Origin of the sequence: Bacteroides bouchesdurhonensis (assembly GCF_900155865.1) — a bacterium.
Taxonomy (GTDB): domain Bacteria; phylum Bacteroidota; class Bacteroidia; order Bacteroidales; family Bacteroidaceae; genus Bacteroides; species Bacteroides bouchesdurhonensis.
The window spans coordinates 4,033,690-4,053,406 of sequence record NZ_LT707006.1 but is presented as its reverse complement, the minus strand read 5'-3'; the positions used below and the strand labels follow the sequence as shown (position 1 = coordinate 4,053,406).

Sequence of the window (19,717 nt, the reverse complement as noted above, 5' to 3'; positions counted from 1 at the left end):
AAAAGAGCCGTAAATTGCTTTGTAATTTACGGCTCTTTTTTTACCTTTACGGCAATATAAACTATCAAATTGTAATTTGTAATTAATAACTAGTAATTAAATAAAATGACTTTAGTAGACAGATTTTTAAAGTATGTAAGCTTCGATACACAATCTGATGAATCGACAGGTCTTACTCCCAGTACTTCCAAGCAAATGATTTTTGCTGAGTATTTGAAAACTGAACTGGAATCTTTGGGATTAGAAGATATAACATTGGATGAACATGGCTATCTTTTTGCTACTCTTCCGGCTAATATAGATAAAGAAATTCCGACTATCGGGTTTATTGCTCATATGGATACCAGTCCTGATATGACAGGTAAGGATGTGACTCCGCGTATTGTGGAAAAATATGATGGATCGGATATTGTCCTTTGTGCTGAGGAAAACATAATTCTTTCTCCTGCACAGTTCCCGGAACTACTGGATCATAAAGGGGAAGATTTGATTGTAACCAATGGTAAGACACTATTGGGAGCTGACGATAAGGCTGGTATTGCAGAAATTGTATCAGCAATGGTTTATTTGAAAGACCATCCTGAGATCAAACATGGAAAGATCCGTATAGGGTTCAATCCGGATGAAGAGATCGGTGAGGGAGCTCATAAGTTTGATGTCGAGAAATTTGGCTGTGAGTGGGCATATACGATGGATGGTGGTGAACTGGGAGAACTTGAATTTGAAAACTTCAATGCTGCTGTAGCTAAGATTGTCTTCAAAGGACGTAATGTGCATCCGGGATATGCTAAAAATAAAATGATCAACTCTATTCGCGTTGCCAATAAGTTTATCTCACTGCTACCTGCTCAGGAAGTTCCGGAACAGACTACAGGTTATGAAGGATTCTATCATTTGATCGGTATTCAGGGAGAAGTAGAACAAACAACAGTTACTTATATTATCCGTGACCATAATCGTGAGAAATTTGAGGACCGTAAAAAGGAAATGGAACGTATGGTTGCACAAATCAATGCAGAATATGGAGAAGGTACGGCTACTCTGGAATTGCGTGATCAATACTATAATATGCGTGAGAAGATAGAACCGGTAATGCATATTATCGATGTCGCTTTTGCTGCAATGGAAGCTGTTGGTGTAAAACCAAACGTAAAACCGATTCGTGGTGGTACGGATGGTGCGCAACTCTCTTTCAAAGGTTTGCCTTGCCCGAATATCTTTGCAGGAGGACTGAATTTCCATGGACGTTATGAATTTGTTCCTATTCAGAGTATGGAGAAGGCAATGAACGTTATTGTGAAGATTGCCGAATTGGTAACCTCTAAATAAAAATCAATAATGAGTATCATTAACACCTAATACTTAATTCTTAAAATAATATTTATGAAAACCACTCCGTTTACAGAGAAACATGTTGCACTCGGTGCTAAAATGCACGAGTTTGCAGGTTATAATATGCCTATCGAATATTCCGGTATCATTGATGAACATCTGACTGTTTGTAATGCTGCCGGTGTGTTTGATGTATCCCACATGGGAGAATTCTGGGTGAAAGGTCCCCATGCTTTGTCTTTTCTTCAAAAGGTGACTTCCAATAATGTGGTGTCTCTTACTCCGGGAAAGATACAATATACGTGCTTCCCAAATGAAGAAGGAGGAATTGTAGATGACTTATTGGTATATCATTTTGAACCCCAAAAATATCTATTGGTAGTTAATGCCGCTAATATTCAGAAAGATTGGAATTGGTGCGTTTCTCATAATACGGAAGGAGCGGAATTGGAAAATTCTTCGGATTGCACAGCGCAGCTTGCTGTACAAGGTCCAAAGGCTATTCTCGCTTTGCAGAAACTGACAGACATTGATTTGTCTGCTATACCTTATTATACGTTTGCGGTTGGTACGTTTGCAGGAGAAGAAAATGTGATTATATCAAATACCGGCTATACCGGTGCAGGAGGTTTTGAACTTTATTTTTATCCGGAAGCAGCAGATAAAATCTGGAAAGCTGTTTTTCAAGCAGGAGAGGAGTATGGTATCAAACCTGTTGGTTTGGGTGCGCGTGACACTCTTCGTCTGGAAATGGGATTTTGTCTTTATGGTAATGACCTGGATGATACAACTTCTCCCATTGAAGCGGGCTTAGGATGGATTACTAAGTTTGTGGATGGCAAAGATTTTATCAATCGTCCAATGTTGGAAAAACAGAAAGCGGAAGGGGTTACTCGTAAGTTGGTTGGTTTTGAGATGATCGATCGCGGAATTCCCCGTCATGGTTATGAGTTGGTCAATGCAGAAGGGGAGAAGATAGGAGTGGTTACTTCCGGAACGATGTCGCCTACTCGTAAGATTGGTATTGGGATGGGATATGTGAAGCCGGAATACAGTAAAGTCGGAACGGAGATTTATATTGATATGCGTGGACGCAAATTGAAAGCCGAAGTGGTGAAGCCGCCATTTAGGAAATGATCGATTAATATAAAAAAAACTAGTAGCAGGTGACGTGAATGATGTGGATTTTTAGCTTTAAAAGAGTTTAATAAATCTATGTTATTCACGTCATTCATGTTTTGAAGTATATGATCATACATTCTGATATTCATTAATAGTAAATATATCCTTAAATGTTGTTTATGCCATAGATTTATTCTAATTTTGTCAGCAAATTAAGATAAATCGATGTCTCAATTACCTACACTTATAGCTGATCTGGCACTGATATTAATCTGTGCAGGTATCATGACCTTGCTATTTAAAAAATTAAAGCAACCTCTGGTATTAGGGTATGTAGTAGCTGGTTTTCTGGCAAGTCCGCATATGCCATACACCCCTTCGGTGATGGATACTGCTAATATTAAAACATGGGCAGATATAGGCGTTATCTTCTTATTATTTGCACTTGGACTGGAATTTAGCTTTAAGAAGATTGTCAAAGTTGGAGGTTCTGCTGTCATCGCTGCATGTACTATTATCTTTTGTATGATTCTGCTAGGGATAGGTGTCGGTATGGGTTTTGGCTGGCATCGTATGGATTGTCTTTTCTTAGGTGGTATGATCGCCATGTCGTCTACTACAATTATTTATAAAGCTTTTGATGATTTAGGATTTAGGAAGAAACAGTTTACCGGGCTTGTCTTGAGTATTCTGATTCTGGAAGATATTCTCGCCATTGTATTAATGGTTATGCTTTCCACTATGGCTGTGAGTCATAACTTTGAAGGGACTGAAATGCTGGAAAGTATCGGTAAATTATTATTCTTCCTCATCTTATGGTTTGTAGTGGGTATCTATCTCATTCCGGAGTTCCTGAAGCGTTGCAGGAAATTGATGGGAGAGGAGACGTTACTTATCGTTTCGTTGGCACTTTGCTTTGGAATGGTGGTTATGGCTGCTCATACAGGATTTTCTGCTGCATTTGGAGCTTTTATAATGGGATCTATTTTGGCTGAAACGATTGAGGCTGAGTCCATAGATCGTTTAGTAAAACCGGTGAAAGATCTTTTCGGGGCAATTTTCTTCGTGTCGGTAGGTATGATGGTAAATCCTGCAATGATTGTGGAATATGCTGTGCCTATTATTGTGATAACAATTGCTGTTATTTTGGGACAGGCTACCTTTGGAACTTTCGGAGTGATTCTTTCAGGAAAGTCTTTGAAGACAGCAATGCAGTGCGGTTTTAGTTTAACACAGATTGGTGAGTTTGCTTTTATTATTGCTTCTTTGGGAGTCTCTTTGCATGTGACGAGTGAGTTTTTGTATCCTATTGTAGTAGCAGTTTCTGTTATTACTACTTTTCTGACTCCTTATATGATTCGTTTTGCAGAACCGGCTTTTACTTTTGTGGATGCTCATCTTCCTGCATCTTGGCGAAAGATGTTATTACGTTATACTGGTTCACAGACGGCAATGAATCATGATAATCTGTGGAAAAAATTGTTATTGGCGATCATACGGATCACTGTTGTTTATTCAATAGTCAGTATATCTGTTATTGCACTCTCTTTCCGTTTTGTGATTCCGTTTTTTAAGGAAAACTTGCCTCCATTTTGGGCTTCATTGCTCGGTGCGGTATTTATTATACTTTTTATTTCACCTTTCCTGCGTGCTATTATGGTGAAGAAAAATCATTCAGTAGAATTTATGACTTTATGGCATGATAGCCGGGCTAATCGTGCACCATTGGTTGCTACGATTGTTATTCGGGTGATGATAGCGGTATTATTTGTCATTTTTATTATTTCAGGTTTATTCAAAGCCTCTATCGGATTGATAATTGGTGTGGCTGTATTGGTAGTACTATTGATGGTATGGTCTCGCCGTCTGAAAAAACAGTCCATCTTGATTGAACGACGCTTTTTTCAAAATTTGCGTTCCCGGGATGTTCGTGCAGAGTATTTGGGGGAGAAGAAACCGGAATATGCGGGGCGTTTATTGTCTCATGATTTACATTTAGCGGATTTGGAAATTCCTGGAGAATCACCTTGGGCTGGAAGGACTTTGATGGAGCTAAATCTGGGGAAAAGATATGGAGTACATGTCGCTTCTATCCTTCGAGGGAGAAGGAGAATTAATATTCCCGGTGGTGCCGAACGTTTGTTTCCATTGGATAAGATACAAGTGATTGGAACGGATGAGCAGCTGAATAACTTCAGTGAAGATATGCAAAATGGTGCGAAGATTGACTGGCAGGTATATGAGCAGAGTGAAATGAGCTTGAAACAGTTCATTGTTGATACTGATTCTATTTTTTTAGGTAAGACTATTCGCGAGTCTGGAATTCGTGATAAATACCGGTGTATGATTGTGGGGGTGGAACGAGAGGATGGAACATTAGTTACACCGGATGTAAATGTACCGTTTGAGGAAGGTGATGTAGTATGGGTAGTAGGTGAGAAAGAAGATGTCTACCTATTAGTGAATCAAAAAGATGAAAAATTACAAGTAGGATAAAAGTAGTAGAACTACTTTTATTTATTTACTGAAACATAAAATAATAATAATATGAAGAGCGATCCGAAAGAATGTCTGTATTGCCAGAACAACGAGATGTTGCATAATCTGATGATTGAGATTACACAGTTGAGTGTGTCACGTGTGTTTTTATTTAAAGAACAAACCTATCGTGGACGTTGTCTTGTTGCTTACAAAGATCATGTGAACGATTTAAATGAATTGAGTGATGAAGAACGTAATGCTTTTATGGCAGATGTAGTTCGCGTAACTCGAGCTATGCAGAAGGCTTTCCAACCGGAAAAGATAAATTATGGTGCTTACTCTGATAAACTGTCGCATCTGCATTTCCATTTGGCTCCAAAGTATATAGGCGGACCAGATTACGGAAGTACATTTCAAATGAATCCGGGAAAGGTTTATTTGACAGATGCTGAGTATCAAGAATTAATTGATGCTTTGAAAGCTAATTTATAATCTTGATTTATAGATATTGAAGGAGGTTTACAATCATAAGAATGGCAAAACTTTCTTTTGCCATCTTCTTTTTTTAGGGATATTCAGTAAATGTCCCTCTTTCTTATAAATTAAGAGAACAGTTTTACTTTACGTGAGCTTTTCTCTTAATTTTTTTGTGTAAAGTCTCAAGTCTTGTATCTTTTTAATAGAATATTATTTACATATTCTTATTCTTTCTTCCCAACGGTACATTATGTATATGTCTTTTTAGGGGAAGTTAAAAACCTCTCCTCTTTTCTTCTTCTTCTTTTAGTCTGATTATGCAGCCGTTCTTTTTTTCTTTTCGACCTTTTCTATCATAGATACCGCATTGGCCGTATGTATTCCAAAGAAAATCCAAAGTATTTCCGTTTTCCTGTTTCTGGCTTTTATTCTGGCCAGTGAGTAATGTTGTTTCTGCGTTCCAAAACTTCCTTCCAGGCGGGTAGCCCTTTCACGGCTGAGTTCCGACCGTAAGATTTTCCGAAGTGGCTCATCTTTGGCAGCTCTTCCCTTACGCTTAAAGGAAGTACTTATATGATATTTAGTACAAAATTTCCGGTTGGCATTATTAGCATAGATTGAATCCGCTGCAAGCGCCTTAACCCTGACCTTGGTCAGTTGTTGTTGCAAATGAATACAGTCTTTCAAACGTACTCCTTCGTTAAAAGCCTTAAAGGAGATATGTTCTATGAAGGAGATTCCATCTATCTGTATATTGTTGACCTTGGCTCCGAACTCAACGGATTTGGTTTCCTTGCCTCTGATAATGGGGCGAAGGTAATGCCGGTCGATACTCACGATACGGTTGGACACTTTTTTGCCTGCAAATAAATTCTTCCCTTGCTCAAGGACCGTCTGTATGACCGAGAAACGCCTTTGGTAATCAGAGGATAGTGTAAGCCTGTGCCTGTAGGATGAATGAAGCTGCTCCAGCTGGTCCAGTAGCTTTTCCAATAACTGAAGTAGCCTGCGTTTAATCATACGGGTCTGTGATTTCCTGCGTTTACGCAGTTTACTGTAAGCAAGGTAGGCACGGCTTACATCAAGATACTTGTTACGGGGACGTTGTATGTGCAATGTACGGCAATGTTTGCACAGATGGCGATGAAGCCATACAATACCTTCCCATAAGAGTTTGACATCAGTAGGAAAGCGCAAATGACTTTCATAACAGGTGGCATCGGTCATACAGACATGAAGGTTCTCAAGATAAGGTTTCCAATGCTCAGCCAGAATAAGCTGGAGGGACTCAATATCAAGGCGGTCCGCTACTTCCTGACGAATCGCACTGACGATTTTAGGATTGGTCAGTGGATGAAGAGGATCAATCTGAACACCACAAAATAACTGGTAATGAATATTACCGTTTAAATGCTCAATCAGTTGTGCATCGGAAAAGTTGGTATAGGACTTCAGGACCATCAAGGCTATTTTACCTTCGGGAGAAAAATAACTTTTACGACCCAAAGCAGAGGACTTCAAATGCATTTGCCGGGCCAGTTCCGAGAAAGGAAACAGAGCATGGAGGCGACCTAATTCGCTCGTTGCAAAACTTTGACGATATTTTTTTAGCATATCGAACTCGGTAAAACCTAAACAAGGTTCGATTTCGGATATTTTTTGTATCTTTACCATGTCTTTTTAGTTTAGATTACCCCCGTTTTGGCCGTCAAACCGTTTTTTGGGGGGAATGCTTAAAGATACAAAAAAGGCAACTAACTCGCAATGAATTAGTTGCCTTAAATTTTATTATTTTACGAATATCCCTTTTTATTTTGTGGATCTTTGATAAGTAAGAAGTTTCTGATCTTATCTCCTCTTGGAAGTCGATTCGTAGGGAGACTTTAATCTTCGCTATCAAAATCAAATTCAAAATCGAAATCGTCCAGAAATTCCGGAGTCGTGAATTCTTCCAAGTTTCGACGATCTTTCTTAGTAGGACGTCCTGTTCCACGTGCACGATCTATAAATCCGCTTATTTTACTCATCTCTAACAATTCATATTGGTCGGGAGTTGTTACATTCTCCATCATTTCCGGTACGAGTTTTGCACCGACACGTTTCTCGATGGTTTGTAAAACTTTGAAAGAATAAGTGATAGGTGGCTTTTTTACTTGTATCACATCACCGGGCTTTACCATTCGGGCTGCTTTTATTTGTGAACCGTTCATGGTGACACGACCTTTCTTGCAAGCTTCAGCTGCAATTGTACGTGTTTTGAAGATTCGTACAGCCCACATCCATTTATCTATTCTTGCTTCAGCCATAATGTTAATTACAAAATTAAAAGTTTATTAATAAATCAGACGGTTACTTCTTGTTGAATTGGTTCATTGTTATATCAATGCCGGCAAGACAGAAGCTTTTGATAATCTCGCCTGCTGTATCTAAACGTTCATTCATTATTTTCCAATCGTCATCGGTAAAATGTCCGAGCACATAATCTACTTGTCCTCCCCGAGGGAAATCATTTCCGATGCCAAAACGCAGACGGGCATAATTTTGTGTGCCCAAAGTTGCAGCAATGTGTTTCAGGCCATTGTGTCCTGCATCGCTTCCTTTTCCTTTTAAACGTAAGGTTCCGAAGGGCAACGCTAAATCGTCCACTATTACTAACACATTCTCCAATGGAATGTTTTCTTTCTGCATCCAGTAGCGTAAAGCTAATCCACTTAGATTCATGAAGGTTGAAGGCTTAAGGAGGATTAATTGGCGACCTTTAATGGAGAAACTTGTAGTAAAACCATAACGTCTATCAATAAAAGGAGGAGCGTTATTTATTTTAGCCAATGCGTCTACTGTCATGAATCCGATATTATGTCGGGTTTCATGATATTCGGGACCAATGTTTCCTAAACCTACAATTAGATATTTTATCATTACTTTTTCTAAAGAAAATAGTTCTTAAATATAAAAGAGAAACGCAGATCAATACAAACTAATGCAGACTGAACATCTGCTTTAATCTGCATTAATCTGCGTTTCGTTATATCTCTGCTATAGGGATATTCTCAAATTACTTGCCTGCTGTAGCAGCTGCACCTCTTGCTGCACGAGTTAATTTGACTGCACATACAACAGCTTCTTTAGCACTGATCAGTTCAAGACCCTCAAAGCTCAATTCACCAACTTTCACTGTTTTACCTAAGCCAAGGTGAGAAACGTTGATAGTAAGTTTCTCAGGGATAATGTTGTATAAAGCTTTCACTTTGATCTTACGCATCTGCAAAGCCAATTTACCACCGGCTTTCACACCTTCTGCAAGACCTTCCAATTGTACAGGAACTTCCATCACGATAGGTTTAGCTTCGTCAATTTGATAGAAGTCTACATGTAGGATAGTATCCTTTACTGGATGGAATTGGATATCTTTCATAATAGCGTTTACTTTTTTGCCATCGATATCTAAATCTACTACATAGATATGCGGAGTGTAAACTAAGTTACGAAGTCCCTCATTAGTTACTGTGAAGTGAATCACTTCATTACCTCCGTACAATACACAAGGTACGCCACCATTCTTGCGAATTTCTTTCAAAGCTCTTGCTTGTTCTGAAGAGCGTTCTGCAATTGTTCTTGCAGTTCCTTTTACTTCAATTGATTTCATTTCTTAAAAAATTGTGTTACTCTAAATTAAGTTAGTTTGCTTAATTCACCATCACACGATGTGGATTATCACACGATGTTGCAAAAAAGCGGTGCAAAAGTACGATTTCTTTTTGAAATATCAAAGAGTTACTTATTTAAAAGTCAATATCAATCTTAATTTCATTGTCCAGTTTCTCGTCTTTCACCTCTTCCAAAAGAATATCTTGCGGTTCCGGTTCATTTAATAGACAATCTGAATCACTAGTCTGATGAAGATTAATGAAGTCAATAGCTTGTGCTAGTCCTAAAGTGAACTTTTCAAAATCCTCTTTGTATAAGAAGATTTTGTGCTTCTCAAAACTAACTTGGGAATCATCCCCTTCTCCCATTATCACTTTTTTACTTTCTGTGATAGCCAGAAACATCTCGTCTTTACGGTTTTTCTTTACGTCGAGATAGTAAATGCGCTTACCTGCTTTAATAGATTTAGAGAAAACGATCTCCTTATCATTCATGTCTGCACCCATTTTCTTTTTTAAGTCTTCCATATCTTTCTGTCCGTTTATAATCGGCTTCAAAATTGGATATTTTTTTTAAACTGTCAAAAGAAAAAGAGCAGAGAATGAAATACTGCATTAAAAAATGTGATTTATTAGTGGAAACTCATTAAAAATATCTACTTTTGCAGTTCGATAATAACAGTATTAATTAGAATTATGATCAACAGAGTTCTTATTCGTCTTAAGATTATACAGATCGTGTATGCCTATTATCAAAACGGCAGCAAAAATCTAGACTCAGCGGAGAAAGAGTTATTCTTTAGTCTTTCAAAGGCGTATGACCTTTACAACTATTTGCTAATGCTGATGATAGCATTAGCAGAGTATGCACAAAAACGTATTGATACGGCAAAAGCAAAACTTGCACCTACTAGAGAAGAGTTGTATCCTAACTTGAAGTTTGTAGAAAACAAGTTTATTTCACAATTGGAAGTCAATAAACAATTAACGGAATTTATTGCCAATCAGAAAAGAACTTGGGCTAATGATCAGGATTTCATCAAAGAGCTTTACGAGAAGATAGTAGAATCCGATATATATAAGGATTATATGGCATCTGATGATAAATCTTATGAAGGTGACCGTGAATTGTGGAGAAAGCTTTATAAGACATATATATTTAATAATGAATCTCTCGATCAGGTATTGGAAGACCAGAGTCTCTATTGGAATGATGATAAAGAAATAGTAGACACATTTGTTTTGAAGACAATCAAACGGTTTGAAGAGAAGAGGGGGGCTAACCAAGAATTGCTTCCTGAATTTAAGGATGATGAAGATCAGGAATTTGCACGTCGCTTATTCCGTCGTACCATTTTGAATTCAGATTATTACCGCCATCTTATTAGCGAAAATACAAAGAACTGGGATTTGGATCGTATTGCATTTATGGATATCATCATCATGCAGACTGCTTTGGCAGAAATTTTAAGCTTTCCGAACATTCCGGTCAGTGTTTCGTTAAATGAATATGTAGAGATTGCAAAGTTGTATAGTACAGCGAAGAGCGGTAGTTTTATCAACGGCACTCTTGATGGAATAGTTAATCAATTAAAAAAAGAAGGTAAATTGAGTAAAAACTAATACCTTTGTCCATATAGTAGAAACTAAAAAACTAATTATTTATGAACTTATTGACTGTATTTATGCAAACTCCGGCTGCGGCAGGAGGTGGAGGCATGATGTGGATCATGCTGATAGCAATGTTTGTTATCATGTATTTCTTTATGATCCGTCCTCAAAATAAGAAGCAGAAAGAAATAGCTAACTTCCGTAAATCTCTTCAGGTAAATCAGCAAGTGATTACTGCTGGTGGTATTCATGGAACAATTAAAGAGATTAATGATGATCATGTAATTCTTGAAATTGCTCCTAACGTAAAGATTAAAATAGATAAGAATTCTATTTTTGCTGATGCTTCGGCTGCTCAGCCTAAATAAAGATTAGTAAATAAATGTCTATGTTAGATCGTAGGAAAATACGATATACATATTTAAAACAATCTAAGAAAATTAAGGATTTCCTGCTTAGTGATAAGAGTAGGGAGTTCTTAATTTTTTTGTTCTTTTTTCTGATAGCCGGCGGGTTCTGGTTGCTTCAAACATTGAATAATGATTATGAGGCAGAATTCTCGATTCCGGTACGGATAAAGGACGTTCCCAACAATGTGGTACTAACTTCGGAGCCACCTTCCGAACTTCGTGTTCGGGTGAAGGATAAAGGAACTGTACTTTTAAATTATATGTTAGGGAAAAGTTTCTTTCCCGTGAATTTGAACTTTGCTGATTATAAGGGAAAGGATAACCATGTGAAGATTCCGGCAACAGAGTTTGAGAAAAAGATTTTTAGCCAATTAAGTGTGTCTTCTAAAGTCCTTTCGGTGAAACCTGATACATTGGATTATATTTATTCCACAGGTAAATCCAAAGTAGTTCCAGTGCGTTTTCAGGGAAATGTAACGGCTGGTCTTCAATATTATGTATCTGATACGATTTGTAGTCCCGATTCTGTATTAGCTTATGCTCCGGCAGCGATATTAGATACAGTAACGGCTGCTTATATTCGTGGCATAGATCTGGAAAATATATCAGATACGATTAGACAACAAGTAACTTTAGCTTCAGTGAAAGGGGTGAAGTTTGTTCCCAGTATGGTTGAGTTGACTTTTCCTGTGGATATTTATACCGAAAAAACAGTAGAAGTCCCATTACATGGAGTCAATTTCCCGGCAGATAAAGTGCTAAGGGCTTTCCCTTCTAAAGTTCAGGTTACTTTCAAAGTAGGCATGAAGAGTTTTTTGAGTGTAAAAGAAAGCGATTTTGTGATAAATGTCTCCTATGAAGAATTACTAAAATTAGGTTCGGATAAATATACGGTTAAATTGAAGTCATTTCCTCGTGGAATTAGCCAGATACGTATTGTGCCCGAACAAGTTGATTTTTTGATCGAACAAGTTTCTACTGATGGCAATTAAGATTGGTATTACCGGTGGTATCGGTAGTGGAAAAAGTGTGGTTTCCAGATTGTTAGAAATAATGGGAATTCCCGTTTATATTTCTGATGTAGAAGCAAAGCGTATTACTCTTACTAATGAAATTGTTCGTCGTGACCTTTGTACGTTAGTCGGACAGGAAATTTATCAAAAAGGAGAATTAAACCGTTCTTTGCTGGCAGCTTATATGTTTGGTCATCCAGAACGTATAAAGGAAGTGAATGAAATTATACATCCCAAGGTAAAAGAAGATTTTCAGCAATGGAGTGCCTGTTTGGGCGCAGGTAAAATCGTAGGTATGGAGTCTGCCATACTTGTGGAAGCCGGGTTTAGAGATGAAGTAGATTTTCTGGTAATGGTATATGCGCCTTTAGAAACAAGAATAGAACGTGCCATTAAACGCGACTGTTCTTCAAAAGAGTTGATAATGAAGCGCATTGAATCACAAATGAGTGATGAATCCAAGCGGGAACAAGCTGATTTTGTGATTCTGAATGATGGTGAGACGCCTTTAATCCCACAGGTTTTAAAACTTATTTCTTTGCTTTCTAAAAATAATCATTACCTTTGCTCCGCAAAAAAATAATTAATTAACAAAAGAATATATACTATGTTGAAGACTATCTTGTCTATCTCCGGAAAACCGGGATTGTACAAACTTATTTCGCAAGGAAAAAATATGTTGATTGTAGAATCAATCAGTGTTGATAAGAAACGTTTTCCTGCTTATGGTAATGAGAAAATTATTTCTTTGGCAGATATAGCAATGTACACTAATGATGCAGAAGTACCTTTGTGCAATGTATTGGATTCTATGAAAACGAAAGAGAATGCTGCGGTTGCTGCGATTGATCCAAAGAAAGCTACTTCGGAGCAGTTGCGCGAGTATATGGCAGAAGTATTGCCTGACTTCGATCGTGACCGGGTGCACATAGCTGATATCAAGAAACTGATTTCTTGGTATAATCTTTTGATATCAAACGGGATCACAGAATTCAAGGCAGAAACAGAGGCTGAGAAAGAAGAAGTTGTGGCGGAGTAATCTGTTAACTATAAATAAAAAGTAAAAGGGAGGTAGCCGTGTGAAATGGCTATCGCCCTTTTACTTTTTTAAGGATACGTTTTCAAACAAAAAGTTCCATCTGCTGTTCTTCTGATAATCTTGTCTTTGCATGAATATTTTCAGGTTTCTTTAGTCAGAACCACTGTCTTTATTTATCTTTGTTGTGTTCATTCTTGCCGAGGCGTCGGTGATGGATAAAGATAAGAATAAAAGCGTTTTTGTAATGAACTATCTGAAGAACGAATACATTCAGTATGGCAAGATACTACTTTTACTCGTCAAATTACATAGATAAAGTAATATCTTAAATCAGCAAACAATCGTTGAGTTATTACCTTATTTTTGAATTATACAGACGAAAAGGTAAAAATTCAATGGGGGAAATTTGGCTTTGCAAGCGAAAACGACTATCGTCACTTTATCGGTACGATGCACGACCGGTGTCGGCAACGATTTTGACAATCGCCGCCCGTAGTACGTCGAGATGTTCCCAGAAGGATTGTTTGTCCGTGTTCACCGCTATCCGTTACTCTTTCTTCACCGGTTCGTCCTCGATTTTTTCCATAGCGTGCATCCCTTCCTTGAACGAACGCACTCCTTTGCCGAGCCCTTTCATCAGTTCGGGAATCTTCTTGCTGCCGAAAAACAGCAGTACGACCAATGCGATCAGCAGCACTTCCCGCATACCCAGACCGCCGATAAATAAGGGTGTCATCATCGTCTTTTTAAGCGGTTAATATCCTAATTTGTCAATCCACGTGCGGACGGTTTTCTCATCGGAACGATTGAGCAAGCGGCCTTCTTTCCAGTTTAACGCCGGATAAGTACGTTTCAACGTGGCGGCACTGTTGGCAATTGAACTGCTGCCCGAAGTGGCGAACGGAATGACCGTTTTGCCTTTCAAATCGTGGTCTTCGATGAACGTGTTGATGATTCGTGGGGCGAGGTTCCACCAAATCGGATAGCCGATGAAAATCACATCGTAATCGGTGATGTTTTTCTTTTCGTCTTTGATTGCCGGGCGAGCTTTCGCATCGTTCATCTCCACCGAGCTGCGCGACTGCGCATCGTGCCAGTCGAGGTCGGCATCGGTATAGGGTTGTGCCGGAGTAATGGCATAGAGTTCCCCGCCCGTTGCGTCAGCCACCTTTTGGGCTGCACGAGCCGTAGTACCCGTCGCAGAAAAATAAGCGACGAGGAATTTATGATTCGATTGCTTGCTGTTCATATCCTGTTTTTGTTGTGCGAATATTGCGGTCACCATACCGACGACCGACAACAATACCAATAAGCATTTATACATAGAAAATCCGTTTTATTTCTGAAGTTTATCGTATTCCTCGTCTGTGACGAATTCGAGCCATTCGTTCGAGGTGTTCTCACCGGGTATCTCGAAAGCAAGGTGTGCGAACCAACTGTCGGTCGCTGCGCCATGCCAATGTTTCACACCTGCGGGAATGTGGATAACTGTGCCGGGCAGAATCTCCTGCGCAGGCTTGCCCTCTTCCTGATACCAACCGCGACCGGCTACACCGACCAGCATCTGTCCTCCGCCTTTCGTGGCTTTATGGATATGCCAGTTGTTGCGGCAGCGCGGCTCGAAGGTTACGTTCGAGAACGGAATCTGCTCGGTCGAAATCCGAGCAAGATAACTGTTGCCGATGAAATACTTGGCATAGGCCGTATTCGGTTCGCCGATGGGGAAAATCATTTCGCGCTGGAACGCTGCTTTGGCACCCTCTCCGGTGGTGTCGTCCGCCCATACGTCTTTGGCGAGACGGAATGCTGCCCATGCCTTGGACCAACCGGCATAGAAACCGATGTGGGTGATAATTTCTGCAATTTCGGTGCGGGTAATGCCGTTTTTCTTTGCCGACTGGAGATGAAATGTCAGCGAACTATCCGTTATTCCCTGACTGATGAGTGAGGTAATTGTTACCAAACTCCGGTCGCGCAGACTGAGCAGGTCGTTTCTGCTCCATACCTCGCCGAAAAGGACATCGTCGTTGAGTTCTGCGAATTTTGGAGCGAACTCGCCCAATTGGTCGCGTCCCGCTGTCTGTACTATTTTTTTCTGTGCCATAACATGGAATGTTAAAAGAGTAAATACTGAGATTAAAATGATTCGGTTCATGATTTATTGTATGAAGTTATTGATTCTGTTTGACGGGTTGAGCGGTGTCTGGTCGGACAATACCAGTGACTTGACCATGTGCAGCGTTCCCTGTTTGTACTTCCGGAAATGCTCCGAGGCGATATGTTTATCGTAAGCCTCCCGGCTCGCATAGGTTTCGAGAATCGTCACCATGCAGGGATTTTTCTTTTCGCCGACAGCGTACATCGTCAATACACCCGGTTCGGTACGCAGGGAGATTTCGCCGACTTTCGCCGCGTACTTCATATACTCGTCGAGATGCTGCGGGTAAACCTCAATTTTCGATAGCCTCACGATGCCGTCGGCAGTCATCGGCTCTTTGGCGCATATCGACGGTGCCTTGTCAAGGTTGAGACACTTGCCGATAACCTCACCTGTAGCGATATAAGAGTAGGTCGTGAAATCGAACAACACGGGTTTCAAGCGCGTGTAGTCGGGCTTTCCGTCGGCATCGAGTACCTCTGGAGCGGCATAGGTATTGGCGACCGAACAAATGAAATTGTCGAACCCGTCAGTCTTGTACATATCCACCACGTCGCACTCCATCGTCAGCGGTGACGCGTCAATTACGGGTGTGCCGTTCTCGCCCCAATGGTAACCGAACACTTCCGATTTATCGACCGATGCACCGCTGACGCTGCCTACGTAGTCGGCTTTCGAAAGCATCTCGCGGCTGACGAGATTGATGGAGAATTTCAGTTTCTTCGATTGGCGGATGCCTTGATTGGTATAGTGCTTGTCGCTCATGCTCACGAGGATGCGGTCGTGACCGATGATACCCGTGTGTCCTACGACGAGCCAGTTCACTTTGCCATCGACCTCCGCACCTATGACCGTCAGCGGCTTCGGATAGAGGGCAAGCAGGTTTCCGATATTCTTCTTTTTTGTTTCCATGATATTGGGGCTGTTTGTTTTGTTTCTCTCTGCCGTGCCGCATGACAGCAGCACAAAGAGAAGCAGTACACTTAATGCGATTCTTGACATATTTCTTTAGATTGACTTGATGAATTTTGCTGGAACACCTCCGACAATCGTATTCGCTGCCACATTCTTCGTTACGACAGCACCCGCCGCAATGATGGCATTGTCGCCGATGGTCACGCCCTGCAGAATGGTAGCGTTCGAGCCGACCCACACGTTCCTGCCCAGCACAATAGGGGCAGGACAGGTGGATTTCCGTTTTTCGGGGGCAAGTCCATGATTGAGCGTAGCAAACACCACGTTGTGCCCGATTTGGCATCCGTCACCAATCGTCACGCCGCCGTGGTCTTGAAAATGGCAGCAGGCATTGATAAACACATGCTCGCCGACGACGATGTTCTTGCCGAAATCGGTGTAGAACGGTGGAAAGACACGCAACGATTGCGGCACTTGGTAGCCGAACACTTCAGAGAGCATATCGCGCACTTCATCGGGCGTATGATAAGCCGTGTTCAAACGGAACGTGACGTGGCGTGCCTCGTCACTCATCTCGTCCATGAAGCGGTGTATCTCTTCCGTGTCGAGTGCCTGCTTCGTCTTTACATATTCTTTGAAATCTTCGATATTCATGATTTTACTGTTTTTCTATTTTTACTCGTATATCGCCGTCGACCGTCAGGGCTTCAATTCCATTCCCGTCGATACGACCTATCTTTATCAAATCATTACTGTGCGACCAGCTCTTGCAGAAAATCGCCACGTTGCCCCAAGGCGCATAAATCGTGATGTCTCCGGGCGTAGGGGCGCAACCGCGCGTTATACCTTCGGTTTTCAGTGCCGGTGAAGGATAAAAGATTTTTTCGGTCGTGTTGTTGTAGTCGTTCAGTGTAACCTCCAATGGTAGACGGGAAAGGAAATCTCTGCCTGCGGCATTGTTCTCTATGGTGGCGGTAATCGTGCGGTTGCCGACCGTGATGTTCATTTTCAGGGAGGTTGCCTCCGATTCGTTCCGGCTTGCTCCGATTGCTTCGAGCCATGCCGGGATGCGGGTTGCCATTTGTGAAAGCTCCGAAGAGGTCAACAACAGGGTTCGGTCGATTATCGTTGCATCTGGACAAAGGTTGCGTGCTTCATTGACCGAAATGGAAATGCCGCTACTGCCGCTGGTGGCGAACAGTGCGATTTGTTTTCCGGTAAGTTTCTCCGCATGCTCATGCAGGAAGGTTTGCATAGGAGTTGCCATGCTGCCGTACCAGATGGGATAACCGACGAATACGATGTCATAGGCATCGAAATTTTCGACCGACGTTTTAATTGGCGGATAATTGCCCTGCCGGATGGCTGCAAGCTCCTCCTGTGCACGGGAGAGCATGGAATTATAGTCGTCATCATAAGGCGTCTGCGGTTCTACTTCCAATATGTCGCAGTCGAGTGTTGTCCGAATCGACTGCGCTACACGCTCGGTGTTACTCGTGCGCGAGCAGTAGAGCACCAAATATTTGCCGTTGCCGCTGGGTGTCGGTGTATCGGGGTTATCATCGTTGTCTCCGCCGTCGGGCTGTTCAGGCGTTTCTGGTTGTTCGGGAGTTACGGGCTCGTCATCGGAGCCGCCACAAGCTGACAACGAAACTACAGTCAGCAGCATCCATGTAAACAATAAAATCTTTTTCATATTCCATTTATTTATTCGTTTTTGAAAGCATATCCCGCAGGATCGTCATTTCGTTTTCTTCCAACCGGAATGGTTCGGGTGCCGCTTCAGGTGCGTGACTGTATTGTTCGAGAAAACGTCGCAGCACTTTCTGTGGCGTAGTATGGTAACGGTCGGCAAAGAAAAGGACGACTTCATCCTGATAGATTTCTTCGGGGATGTCTGTTTTTCGGTTCTTCATTCTTGATTATTCTTTTATGATGCAAAATTATGGGGAACTCTAAAATCGGACGTAACAATAAACGGGCAGTTCGTACCGTTTTTACTGATTTATGAACGGTTATCACGTTTTAACGGCAAAAAATAAATATCTTTGTAGTTGAATAGCAAACTGATAGACCTTATGAGCAAAATACTGAAAGTCAGAAATCCGAATGATTACAGCCGCTATCTCGGACAAACGGAACAGCACCCGCTGGTCTGTATCATCGATTATGAAACCGTATCGCCCGTGCGCCATAGTCTGAACAACTACAGCGTCTATGGCATTTTCTTTCATGATGAGGCGGATATAGCTCTGGAGTACGGCTGCGGAAAATACGACTATAAGAAAGGTACGATCATCTGCGTGGCTCCCGGTCAGGTAGGCGGCAAGGAAGACAATGGCGAGCGGATAAATCTGACGGGCTGGGCGTTGCTTTTTCATCCCGACCTGTTGCACGGTACGTCTCTGGAAAAGACGATAAAGGGCTACTCCTTTTTCGATTACCGCATCAATGAAGCATTGCACATGACCGACGAGGAACATGACATGCTCGTTTCGCTGATGCGGCAGATACGGAATGAAGTCAATCGGATGCGCGATGCCGTGCAAGATGCGATTATCGTGAACTACATCGGTCTGGTACTGAATTTCTGCCAGCGGTTCTACAACCGTCAGTTCCTTACCCGTAAGTTGGAAAGCTCGGATATGCTGATGAAGTTCGACACGTTGTTGCGGGATTATTTCGAGGAGAACCGGCAGTTGTCGGAGGGTTTGCCGACCGTCCAATATTGCGCCGACAAATTGTGTATGTCCGCCAATTATTTCGGCGATATGGTTAAGAAAACGACCGGCGATACGGCAAGTAACTATATCCGACAATATATTGTTCAACGAGTGAAAAACGAGCTTGCAGCAGGCACGGGGATTGCGCAAACCGCCTACAAGCTCGGCTTTGAATATCCGCAGCATCTGAGCCGGATGTTCAAGAAACAAACCGGGATAACTCCATCAGAGTATTGCGCAAGCATTCAGAAAACGGCACGGAAATAATCTGTCGGACAGGACTGTGGCAACACCTTTTCCCGGCGCATGCCGCAATAACTGCCTTCAATGAACTCGCCGACCTCCGCATAGCCTTTGGAGGCGTAATACTCGTTCAGAGCCGCATTATCGACGGCGCAATCCAGACAAACGAAACGTTTGCCATGTTCAATGGCAAGCCTCTCTGTTTCTGCGAGGATACATACTCCCGCCCCTTTGATGCCGGGGCGGGTAACGAGATTGTGGATATAATATGCCGGAACGCCGGTTTTGTCCGGCCATCGTTCATCGCTCTTCCTGAGAACGACAGCCCCGACCGGCAGATCGTCTCCGGCGTATCGGAGCGAATAGAGATTCCCGTGTTCGTACTGCTCCCGATAATAAGACAAGGGATAGAGTTCGAGATACTGGCATACGTTCCATTGCTTTATCCCATGCGCATCCATCCAACGGATGCGTTCCGCATAAAGGGTGAAGATATCTTCTAAATCCTTTTTCTCCACAAGCTCGAATATATAATCTTTCATGCCG

23 protein-coding genes are annotated in these 19,717 nt (G+C 41.5%); 10 read left to right on the top strand and 13 right to left on the bottom strand.

Annotated elements, in window-relative coordinates; translation table 11 throughout:
• Positions 1-105 precede the first annotated feature (105 nt).
• From pepT to CZ225_RS17685, 4 genes are all read left to right on the top strand, one after another.
• Positions 106-1,329 (top strand): peptidase T, encoded by a 1,224-nt coding sequence (gene pepT / locus CZ225_RS17700; protein ID WP_025073846.1) that lies wholly within the window; start codon positions 106-108, stop codon positions 1,327-1,329.
• Positions 1,330-1,383: 54 nt separating this feature from the next.
• Entirely contained in the window at positions 1,384-2,469 is a 1,086-nt protein-coding gene (gcvT, locus tag CZ225_RS17695; protein ID WP_077154835.1) for a glycine cleavage system aminomethyltransferase GcvT, read from the top strand.
• Between the two features lie 210 nt (positions 2,470-2,679).
• Positions 2,680-4,950 (top strand): monovalent cation:proton antiporter family protein, encoded by a 2,271-nt coding sequence (locus CZ225_RS17690; RefSeq protein WP_077154834.1) that lies wholly within the window; start codon positions 2,680-2,682, stop codon positions 4,948-4,950.
• A gap of 51 nt (positions 4,951-5,001) precedes the next feature.
• A complete protein-coding gene (locus CZ225_RS17685) occupies positions 5,002-5,427 on the top strand; it encodes an HIT family protein (RefSeq protein WP_077154833.1) in 426 nt (141 codons plus the stop codon).
• A 300-nt stretch (positions 5,428-5,727) separates the two neighbouring features.
• Here CZ225_RS17685 and CZ225_RS17680 read toward each other — a convergent pair whose 3' ends face one another.
• From CZ225_RS17680 to CZ225_RS17655, 5 genes are all read right to left on the bottom strand, one after another.
• Positions 5,728-7,086 (bottom strand): transposase, encoded by a 1,359-nt coding sequence (locus CZ225_RS17680; protein WP_077153452.1) that lies wholly within the window; start codon positions 7,084-7,086, stop codon positions 5,728-5,730.
• A gap of 209 nt (positions 7,087-7,295) precedes the next feature.
• Positions 7,296-7,718: an RNA-binding S4 domain-containing protein gene (locus tag CZ225_RS17670; protein WP_077154831.1), complete on the bottom strand. Its 423-nt coding sequence runs from the start codon at positions 7,716-7,718 to the stop codon at positions 7,296-7,298.
• 43 nt (positions 7,719-7,761) lie between these two features.
• Positions 7,762-8,328, bottom strand: a complete 567-nt coding sequence (gene pth / locus CZ225_RS17665) for an aminoacyl-tRNA hydrolase (protein WP_077155875.1) — start codon at positions 8,326-8,328, stop codon at positions 7,762-7,764.
• Between the two features lie 139 nt (positions 8,329-8,467).
• A complete protein-coding gene (locus CZ225_RS17660) occupies positions 8,468-9,058 on the bottom strand; it encodes a 50S ribosomal protein L25/general stress protein Ctc (RefSeq protein ID WP_077154830.1) in 591 nt (196 codons plus the stop codon).
• A 136-nt stretch (positions 9,059-9,194) separates the two neighbouring features.
• Positions 9,195-9,587, bottom strand: a complete 393-nt coding sequence (locus CZ225_RS17655) for a PUR family DNA/RNA-binding protein (protein ID WP_077154829.1) — start codon at positions 9,585-9,587, stop codon at positions 9,195-9,197.
• Between the two features lie 168 nt (positions 9,588-9,755).
• On the opposite strand from CZ225_RS17655, the gene nusB reads away from it, so the two are divergent.
• The 5 genes from nusB to CZ225_RS17630 are packed head-to-tail and all read left to right on the top strand — an operon-like array spanning position 9,756 to position 13,132.
• The gene (gene nusB / locus CZ225_RS17650) at positions 9,756-10,682 is read left to right on the top strand and encodes a transcription antitermination factor NusB (protein WP_077154828.1); all 927 of its coding nucleotides are present in this window, start codon (positions 9,756-9,758) and stop codon (positions 10,680-10,682) included.
• Positions 10,683-10,723: 41 nt separating this feature from the next.
• Positions 10,724-11,038: a preprotein translocase subunit YajC gene (gene yajC, locus CZ225_RS17645; protein ID WP_077154827.1), complete on the top strand. Its 315-nt coding sequence runs from the start codon at positions 10,724-10,726 to the stop codon at positions 11,036-11,038.
• 20 nt (positions 11,039-11,058) lie between these two features.
• Complete coding sequence (locus tag CZ225_RS17640) at positions 11,059-12,072, top strand: CdaR family protein (RefSeq protein WP_077155874.1); 1,014 nt, start codon at positions 11,059-11,061, stop codon at positions 12,070-12,072.
• Positions 12,062-12,676 carry a dephospho-CoA kinase gene (gene coaE, locus CZ225_RS17635; RefSeq protein WP_077154826.1) on the top strand — a complete coding sequence of 205 codons (615 nt, stop codon included), beginning with the start codon at positions 12,062-12,064 and terminating at the stop codon, positions 12,674-12,676. The genes CZ225_RS17640 and coaE overlap by 11 nt, the downstream gene beginning before the upstream one ends.
• A gap of 24 nt (positions 12,677-12,700) precedes the next feature.
• Positions 12,701-13,132: a DUF5606 family protein gene (locus CZ225_RS17630; protein WP_077154825.1), complete on the top strand. Its 432-nt coding sequence runs from the start codon at positions 12,701-12,703 to the stop codon at positions 13,130-13,132.
• 547 nt (positions 13,133-13,679) lie between these two features.
• Here CZ225_RS17630 and tatA read toward each other — a convergent pair.
• From tatA to CZ225_RS17595, 7 genes are read right to left on the bottom strand one after another with little or no spacing between them, the layout of a single operon-like run.
• Positions 13,680-13,871: a twin-arginine translocase TatA/TatE family subunit gene (tatA, locus tag CZ225_RS17625; RefSeq protein ID WP_200800553.1), complete on the bottom strand. Its 192-nt coding sequence runs from the start codon at positions 13,869-13,871 to the stop codon at positions 13,680-13,682.
• A gap of 15 nt (positions 13,872-13,886) precedes the next feature.
• The gene (locus CZ225_RS17620) at positions 13,887-14,456 is read right to left on the bottom strand and encodes a flavodoxin (RefSeq protein WP_077154824.1); all 570 of its coding nucleotides are present in this window, start codon (positions 14,454-14,456) and stop codon (positions 13,887-13,889) included.
• Positions 14,457-14,468: 12 nt separating this feature from the next.
• Positions 14,469-15,287: a carboxymuconolactone decarboxylase family protein gene (locus CZ225_RS17615; RefSeq protein ID WP_077154823.1), complete on the bottom strand. Its 819-nt coding sequence runs from the start codon at positions 15,285-15,287 to the stop codon at positions 14,469-14,471.
• Between the two features lie 3 nt (positions 15,288-15,290).
• Positions 15,291-16,292: a flavin reductase gene (locus CZ225_RS17610; RefSeq protein WP_077154822.1), complete on the bottom strand. Its 1,002-nt coding sequence runs from the start codon at positions 16,290-16,292 to the stop codon at positions 15,291-15,293.
• 6 nt (positions 16,293-16,298) lie between these two features.
• The gene (locus CZ225_RS17605) at positions 16,299-16,859 is read right to left on the bottom strand and encodes a DapH/DapD/GlmU-related protein (RefSeq protein WP_077154821.1); all 561 of its coding nucleotides are present in this window, start codon (positions 16,857-16,859) and stop codon (positions 16,299-16,301) included.
• A 4-nt stretch (positions 16,860-16,863) separates the two neighbouring features.
• Positions 16,864-17,901: a cyclophilin-like fold protein gene (locus CZ225_RS17600; RefSeq protein WP_077154820.1), complete on the bottom strand. Its 1,038-nt coding sequence runs from the start codon at positions 17,899-17,901 to the stop codon at positions 16,864-16,866.
• Positions 17,902-17,908: 7 nt separating this feature from the next.
• Entirely contained in the window at positions 17,909-18,121 is a 213-nt protein-coding gene (locus CZ225_RS17595; protein ID WP_077154819.1) for a hypothetical protein, read from the bottom strand.
• Between the two features lie 162 nt (positions 18,122-18,283).
• Between CZ225_RS17595 and CZ225_RS17590 the strand changes: the two genes are divergently transcribed.
• Complete coding sequence (locus CZ225_RS17590) at positions 18,284-19,195, top strand: helix-turn-helix domain-containing protein (protein ID WP_077154818.1); 912 nt, start codon at positions 18,284-18,286, stop codon at positions 19,193-19,195.
• Here CZ225_RS17590 and CZ225_RS17585 read toward each other — a convergent pair.
• Positions 19,174-19,713, bottom strand: coding sequence for a GNAT family N-acetyltransferase (locus CZ225_RS17585; RefSeq protein WP_077155872.1), 540 nt, complete (start codon positions 19,711-19,713; stop codon positions 19,174-19,176). The two genes, CZ225_RS17590 and CZ225_RS17585, sit on opposite strands and share 22 nt — an antisense overlap.
• Between the last annotated feature and the right edge of the window lie 4 nt (positions 19,714-19,717).

Bases quoted from the DNA above. Each gene is read 5' to 3' on its own strand.
- CZ225_RS17600 (WP_077154820.1), bottom strand. From the start codon at position 17,901: ATGAAAAAGATTTTATTGTTTACATGGATGCTGCTGACTGTAGTTTCG.
- tatA (WP_200800553.1), bottom strand. From the start codon at position 13,871: ATGATGACACCCTTATTTATCGGCGGTCTGGGTATGCGGGAAGTGCTG.
- yajC (WP_077154827.1), top strand. From the start codon at position 10,724: ATGAACTTATTGACTGTATTTATGCAAACTCCGGCTGCGGCAGGAGGT.
- CZ225_RS17655 (WP_077154829.1), bottom strand. From the start codon at position 9,587: ATGGAAGACTTAAAAAAGAAAATGGGTGCAGACATGAATGATAAGGAG.
- CZ225_RS17620 (WP_077154824.1), bottom strand. From the start codon at position 14,456: ATGTATAAATGCTTATTGGTATTGTTGTCGGTCGTCGGTATGGTGACC.
- CZ225_RS17660 (WP_077154830.1), bottom strand. From the start codon at position 9,058: ATGAAATCAATTGAAGTAAAAGGAACTGCAAGAACAATTGCAGAACGC.
- CZ225_RS17670 (WP_077154831.1), bottom strand. From the start codon at position 7,718: ATGGCTGAAGCAAGAATAGATAAATGGATGTGGGCTGTACGAATCTTC.
- CZ225_RS17605 (WP_077154821.1), bottom strand. From the start codon at position 16,859: ATGAATATCGAAGATTTCAAAGAATATGTAAAGACGAAGCAGGCACTC.
- CZ225_RS17590 (WP_077154818.1), top strand. From the start codon at position 18,284: ATGAGCAAAATACTGAAAGTCAGAAATCCGAATGATTACAGCCGCTAT.
- nusB (WP_077154828.1), top strand. From the start codon at position 9,756: ATGATCAACAGAGTTCTTATTCGTCTTAAGATTATACAGATCGTGTAT.
- CZ225_RS17595 (WP_077154819.1), bottom strand. From the start codon at position 18,121: ATGAAGAACCGAAAAACAGACATCCCCGAAGAAATCTATCAGGATGAA.
- CZ225_RS17585 (WP_077155872.1), bottom strand. From the start codon at position 19,713: ATGAAAGATTATATATTCGAGCTTGTGGAGAAAAAGGATTTAGAAGAT.
- pepT (WP_025073846.1), top strand. From the start codon at position 106: ATGACTTTAGTAGACAGATTTTTAAAGTATGTAAGCTTCGATACACAA.
- CZ225_RS17640 (WP_077155874.1), top strand. From the start codon at position 11,059: ATGTTAGATCGTAGGAAAATACGATATACATATTTAAAACAATCTAAG.
- CZ225_RS17690 (WP_077154834.1), top strand. From the start codon at position 2,680: ATGTCTCAATTACCTACACTTATAGCTGATCTGGCACTGATATTAATC.
- CZ225_RS17680 (WP_077153452.1), bottom strand. From the start codon at position 7,086: ATGGTAAAGATACAAAAAATATCCGAAATCGAACCTTGTTTAGGTTTT.
- CZ225_RS17685 (WP_077154833.1), top strand. From the start codon at position 5,002: ATGAAGAGCGATCCGAAAGAATGTCTGTATTGCCAGAACAACGAGATG.
- CZ225_RS17610 (WP_077154822.1), bottom strand. From the start codon at position 16,292: ATGTCAAGAATCGCATTAAGTGTACTGCTTCTCTTTGTGCTGCTGTCA.
- gcvT (WP_077154835.1), top strand. From the start codon at position 1,384: ATGAAAACCACTCCGTTTACAGAGAAACATGTTGCACTCGGTGCTAAA.
- CZ225_RS17615 (WP_077154823.1), bottom strand. From the start codon at position 15,287: ATGAACCGAATCATTTTAATCTCAGTATTTACTCTTTTAACATTCCAT.
- coaE (WP_077154826.1), top strand. From the start codon at position 12,062: ATGGCAATTAAGATTGGTATTACCGGTGGTATCGGTAGTGGAAAAAGT.
- CZ225_RS17630 (WP_077154825.1), top strand. From the start codon at position 12,701: ATGTTGAAGACTATCTTGTCTATCTCCGGAAAACCGGGATTGTACAAA.